General features: G+C 58.0%; 5 protein-coding genes. All 5 read left to right on the top strand.

Going from position 1 to position 5,261, the window contains the following annotated elements:
- On the top strand, positions 1–1,122 hold a 1,122-nt coding region (locus AC1ECN_RS38160), incomplete at its 5' end, for a peptide ABC transporter substrate-binding protein (protein WP_477955991.1).
- Positions 1,123–1,193: 71 nt separating this feature from the next.
- The gene (locus AC1ECN_RS38155) at positions 1,194–2,144 is read left to right on the top strand and encodes an ABC transporter permease (RefSeq protein WP_024323560.1); all 951 of its coding nucleotides are present in this window, start codon (positions 1,194–1,196) and stop codon (positions 2,142–2,144) included.
- A gap of 32 nt (positions 2,145–2,176) precedes the next feature.
- Positions 2,177–3,055: an ABC transporter permease gene (locus AC1ECN_RS38150; protein WP_024323559.1), complete on the top strand. Its 879-nt coding sequence runs from the start codon at positions 2,177–2,179 to the stop codon at positions 3,053–3,055.
- A 226-nt stretch (positions 3,056–3,281) separates the two neighbouring features.
- Entirely contained in the window at positions 3,282–4,616 is a 1,335-nt protein-coding gene (locus AC1ECN_RS38145) for an NAD(P)/FAD-dependent oxidoreductase (RefSeq protein ID WP_024323558.1), read from the top strand.
- 150 nt (positions 4,617–4,766) lie between these two features.
- The coding region (locus AC1ECN_RS38140) for an acetyl-coenzyme A synthetase N-terminal domain-containing protein (RefSeq protein ID WP_221995458.1) at positions 4,767–5,261 on the top strand (495 nt) is incomplete at its 3' end.

The raw sequence follows: 5,261 nt of genomic DNA, 5'->3' as shown, positions 1-5,261 counted from the left end.
TTTCTCACCGAAACCTTCATCGTGCCGAAGCACCTTCTCGAGAAGGAGCCTGATCCGAACGCAGCGGCCTTCAATCAGGCACCCATTGGCACCGGCGCCTTCAAGTGGAGCCAGCGTGTGGCCGGCGACCATCTCGAACTGGCGGCGAATCCGGATTATTTTGGCGACGGTCCGTATGTCGAACAGGTCATATTCAAATACATTCCTGACCAGACGGTACTCTACACCCAGTTCAAGAGCGGCGATATCGATCTCACAGACCAGGCGTACATCACGTCCGACCACTACGACGAGGCTAGCAAGTTGCCGGGTCGGGTGGTGAGCCTGGTGCCTGGTGCCTCCGTCGAGTCGTTCTATCTGAATCTTGAGCGGCCGCAGTTCAAGGAACTTGCGGTGCGTCAGGCACTCTATGCTGCAATGGACAGAAAGGCGATCATCGACGCCCTCTATTTCGGCGTGGTGACAACGACGGAAACCTTCATGCCGAAGGAGTCGTATTATTTCAATCCGAACCTTCCGGCGCAGGAATACAATCCGGACGCAGCACGCAAGCTCCTCGACGATGCCGGCTGGGTGCCGGGGTCGGATGGGATTCGTGAGAAGAATGGAGTGAAGCTGGCGTTCAACAACTCAACGACATCCGGCAACAATCTCCGCGAGCAGGTGCAGCAGTTCCTGCAGCAGACATTCGCGGAAATTGGCGTCCAGATGACCATCTCGAATTTGCCGGCTGCCGTCATGTTTGGTGAATTCTGGCTGAAGTCACAGTTCGACACGGCGATCTCGGGCGTTACGCATCTGATTGCCGCGGATCCCGACGCCACCAACCGTCTTGCCAGCAGCGCGATTGCCGCGAAGGGTGGAAAGGGATCGAATGTCGGCCAGTATTCCAATCCGGAAGTGGATGCGCTGCTCAAGAAGGGTGCCCAGACCTTCGATCCGGAAGCACGTCGTGAAATCTATCACCGTATCCAGGAAATCGTGCGTCAGGACCTTCCCTTTCTTCCCCTGTTTGCCGCCACCTATGTGGTTGGCACAAAGGAAGGCCTTGAAGGCTGGCAACCGAATACGAACACGCGCACGGCATCATGGCATGCTGCCGGCTGGCACTGGAAGAGCTGAGTTAACCTAACGTCGCTGCTGCCGCGCGTTGCGGCGGCGGCCTCTATTGGCGCTATCACAGGGAGAGCTCAATGCGTAGCTTCCTACTTAACCGGTTCGCTCAGAGCCTTGTACTGCTTCTGATCGTTTCCGTCATCGGCTTCGTGGTCCTAAACCTGATCCCGGGTGGGCCCCTAGCACAATTTGGGCTGGATGCGAGCATGACGCAGGATGACCTGAACCGACTGACGGAGCAGTTGGGCTTGAACCGTCCTCTGTGGATCCAGTACATGGATTGGGCCTGGCGCCTTTTGAAAGGAGATTGGGGCCACTCCTTCCGCGACGGAGCGCCAGTCCTCGACGTGATCGGTCGACACCTCATGGCAACGCTGTTGCTGATGGGATCGTCTACCGTCATCGCGATTGCCATCGGTACGTGGATCGGAGTTCGCGGCGCCATAAAGCGTTATTCGATTTTCGATTACATGGCGACGGTCGGTGCGATGGTGGCCCTTTCGATCCCGACTTTTTGGTTCGGACTGATTGGCATTTACGTATTCTCGCTCAGACTTGGCTGGCTCCCGGCCGGCAACATGTACACGATCGGTGACGAGTCCGTTCTGAACTATCTTCACCATCTCATCCTGCCCAGCGTCGTGCTTGCGCTGGTGCATGTGGCCATCTGGAGCCGCTACATGCGATCGGCTACTCTCGACGTGATCAATCAGGAATTCATCAAGACGGCCCGCGCCAAAGGACTGAGCGAGCGCCGCATTCTGATGAAACACGTCATCGGAAACGCGCTTCTGCCGATGATCACGCTCGCGGGAATGCAGCTTCCCAGCGTCCTCACGGGTGCTTTGGTCACAGAGACGGTATTCACCTGGCCGGGAATGGGCCGCCTGTTCCTCGACAGCCTCGGCTACAGTGACTACCCGGTGGTGATGGGATTGCTCATGTTCTCGGCGATCCTTGTCGTAGTGAGCAACCTCGCCGCCGACATCGTTGTCGCCATCATCGATCCCCGGATCCGTCTGAGTTAAGCGCCTTAAACGCTCATCAGGAGTCAGCCATCATGACTGCCATTGCCGCAAATTCGCCCCGGGAGCGCTGGTGGAACAGCCGATCTGCGCACCGTTTCATGAACCACCATCTGGCCCTCATCGGCATGGTGATGATCGCTCTCCTGACGCTGGCATGCGTCTTAGGACCCCACTTGTTGCCGTACGATTCGCTCTATATCGATCTGCGCGCCCGCTTCGCTCCGCCGCTGACCGGCCGGCATTATCTCGGTACCGACCCGCTGGGAAGGGATCTGGCCGCCCGGTTGTTCATGGCGGGCCGGATTTCGCTCCTGGTCGGTTTCTCGGCAATGCTGCTGTCGACGCTGATCGGGACCCTTGTAGGCGTGGTGGCGGGATATAGAGGTGGCCTGGTCGGCACGGTGCTGATGCGTGCCGTGGATGGCTTCCTGTCCTTCCCATCCATCTTCCTCGTGCTTGCTCTTGCAGCTGCGCTGAAGCCAAGTCCGATCATGATTACCGTCGTTATTGCTGCCACGAGCTGGATGGAAGTTGCCCGCATTGTCGAGGCCGAAGTCCGCTCCCTGCGCGAGCGTGAATTCGTGCTGGCCGGCCGCATGCTGGGACTGAGCGCAACCCATATCATGTTCCGCGAGATCCTTCCCAATGCCATAGGTCCGATCATCGTCGCGGCCACCCTCACCATCGCCCGGGCGATCCTGATGGAGGCCTATATCAGCTTCCTCGGTTATGGAATTCAGCCGCCTCTTCCCAGCTGGGGCAACATGCTGAATGGCGCGCAGCAATATCTGGGGACCGCACCGTGGCTGGCGATCATTCCCGGCGCCGCCATCACGATCGCTGTAACCAGCTTCAATTTCATCGGCGACGGGCTGCGCGACGCGCTCGATGTTCGCGGTGATCACAGCTGAGAGAACACCATCCTAGGCGAGATGACGACGGTCTCACGCAAAGCCGTCGGCACTAGGATGTCGAAAAGGCTTCTGCCGATGACATAGGCGTAAGGACGGTGCAACAGAATTCACCTCATCGCGATCGCTGATGGGTTGGAAACCTTGCGTGTTGCCACGGATGATTGTTGAGGCTTCAAACGTGCCTGTCGGAGATGCCGGCGCACGATGCCAGAGGAATGGGTCTATGCCGGTCGAAGTTCAGAAAGTAAGTGACAGCTTTTCGTTTCCCACCGAGGTCGACGTCGCTGTCATCGGGGCGGGAATTGTGGGTACCTGCACGGCCTATGAGCTCGCCCGCAAGGGGGTGTCTGTTGCTCTGCTCGAAAAAGGTATCGTTGGCGGCGAGCAGTCAAGCCGCAATTGGGGATGGGTCCGACAGCAGAACCGCGACCTCCATGAACTTGCGCTTGCTATGTATAGTCTGCGGCGCTGGGAGGAACTGAGCACCGAGATCGGTCGCGATCTTGGCTTTCGTCGAAGCGGGATACTTTACTGCACGAAGAACGAGGCTGATGTTGCTCGGTGGGAAACGTGGGGTAAGGCTGCGCGCCTTCAAGGATTCCACAGCCAGATACTGAGCGCGTCCGAGGCCAACAATCGGGCTTCGGGTGGCACATCCTCGTGGGTCGGCGGCGTTTGGTCTCCGACCGATGGGAGAGCTGAGCCAAGTCTTGCTGTGCCTGCCATCGCGGAGGCCGCGAAGGAAAGCGGCGTATCGCTCCATCAAAACTGCGCCGTTCGGGGCCTTGACATTACCGAAGGCCGGGTAACAGGCGTGTGGACAGAGCGAGGACTTGTGAAAGCTGGCACCGTTGTTTGCGCTGGTGGAGCATGGGCTTCGCGGTTTTCTCATCGATATGGTATCGAGCTTCCGGTCGCAAACATCTCCGGCACCGCAATTAAGACGACTCCCGCGCCCGAAATCATTCAAGCGGGGTGCCTCTCGGCTTCAAACTTCGTGTTGCGACGTCGGACAGATGGCGCCTACACGATCGCCGTACCCGGACGTGGTACGCTCGACCTCACTCCGAGGGGGATGCGATACGCCTTCAAATTCTATCAGATGTACCGCAGCAAGATTGGGAAGAAGCTGAAGTACCGTCTGAGCAGCAGCTTCTGGAATGGGCCCGATGCTTTCAGGAGCTGGGAGAACGATGAAATCTCGCCGTTTGAAAAAAACCGAATTTTAGATCCCGCGCCCGACGGGGAACTCGTGAAACTCGCATTGAAGAACCTTGAAAGCGAATACCCCGCACTCAAGGGAATCGGGGTCGAACGCGCGTGGGGAGGGCTCATCGATACTTCGCCAGATCTCGTCCCCGTTATTTCAAGAGTGGAGCAATTGCCGGGTTACGTGATTGCTGCGGGGTTCAGCGGGCACGGCTTTGCCATAGGACCGGGTGCCGGCCGGTTGGTCAGCGAGATCGTGATGAACGAGACCCCGATGACCGACATCTCACCCTACAGGCTGAGCCGGTTCAGCGATGGCTCGGCGATCAGACGACCGGAAATGATGTAACGGTTGATTTGCCGTCCAAACTGCTGCTGTCGGTGTGCCGATAAACGGGCCTCGGACCGACATGGGTCGGGATATCAATCAGACAGAACAGGTCTCCAGATTCTTCTCGAGCGGGATCGTTTTCAGGAGCCAATCATAGGGAGCAAAACAGTGGTCCTCGAGCGCTACACCGTGCCGCGCCTTGTCCGGCAGCGGGCATTCATAGACCGGGAAAAGTACCTGAAATGGTACGAGGAAAGCGTCGAGAACCCGGACAAGTTCTGGGGCAAGCACGGCAAGCGGATCGACTGGTTCAAGCCCTATACCAAGGTCAAGAACACTTCCTTTACCGGCAAGGTTTCGATCAAGTGGTTCGAGGATGGTCAGACAAACGTCTCCTACAACTGCATCGACCGGCATCTGAAAACGAATGGCGACCAGGTGGCGATCATTTGGGAAGGCGACAACCCCTATATCGATAAGAAGGTCACCTATAACGAGCTCTACGAGCATGTCTGCCGGATGGCGAATGTGTTGAAGAAGCACGGCGTCAAGAAGGGCGATCGCGTCACCATCTACATGCCGATGATCCCCGAAGCCGCCTATGCGATGCTCGCCTGCGCCCGCATCGGCGCGGTGCATTCGGTCGTCTTCGGCGGTTTCTCG

The organism is Rhizobium sp. 01N447_2 (assembly GCF_056399245.1).
This window is presented reverse-complemented; position numbering and strand designations above follow the sequence as displayed.

Coding starts and splice junctions, on each gene's coding strand:
- AC1ECN_RS38155 (WP_024323560.1), top strand. CDS start 1,194: ATGCGTAGCTTCCTACTTAACCGGTTCGCTCAGAGCCTTGTACTGCTT.
- AC1ECN_RS38145 (WP_024323558.1), top strand. CDS start 3,282: ATGCCGGTCGAAGTTCAGAAAGTAAGTGACAGCTTTTCGTTTCCCACC.
- AC1ECN_RS38150 (WP_024323559.1), top strand. CDS start 2,177: ATGACTGCCATTGCCGCAAATTCGCCCCGGGAGCGCTGGTGGAACAGC.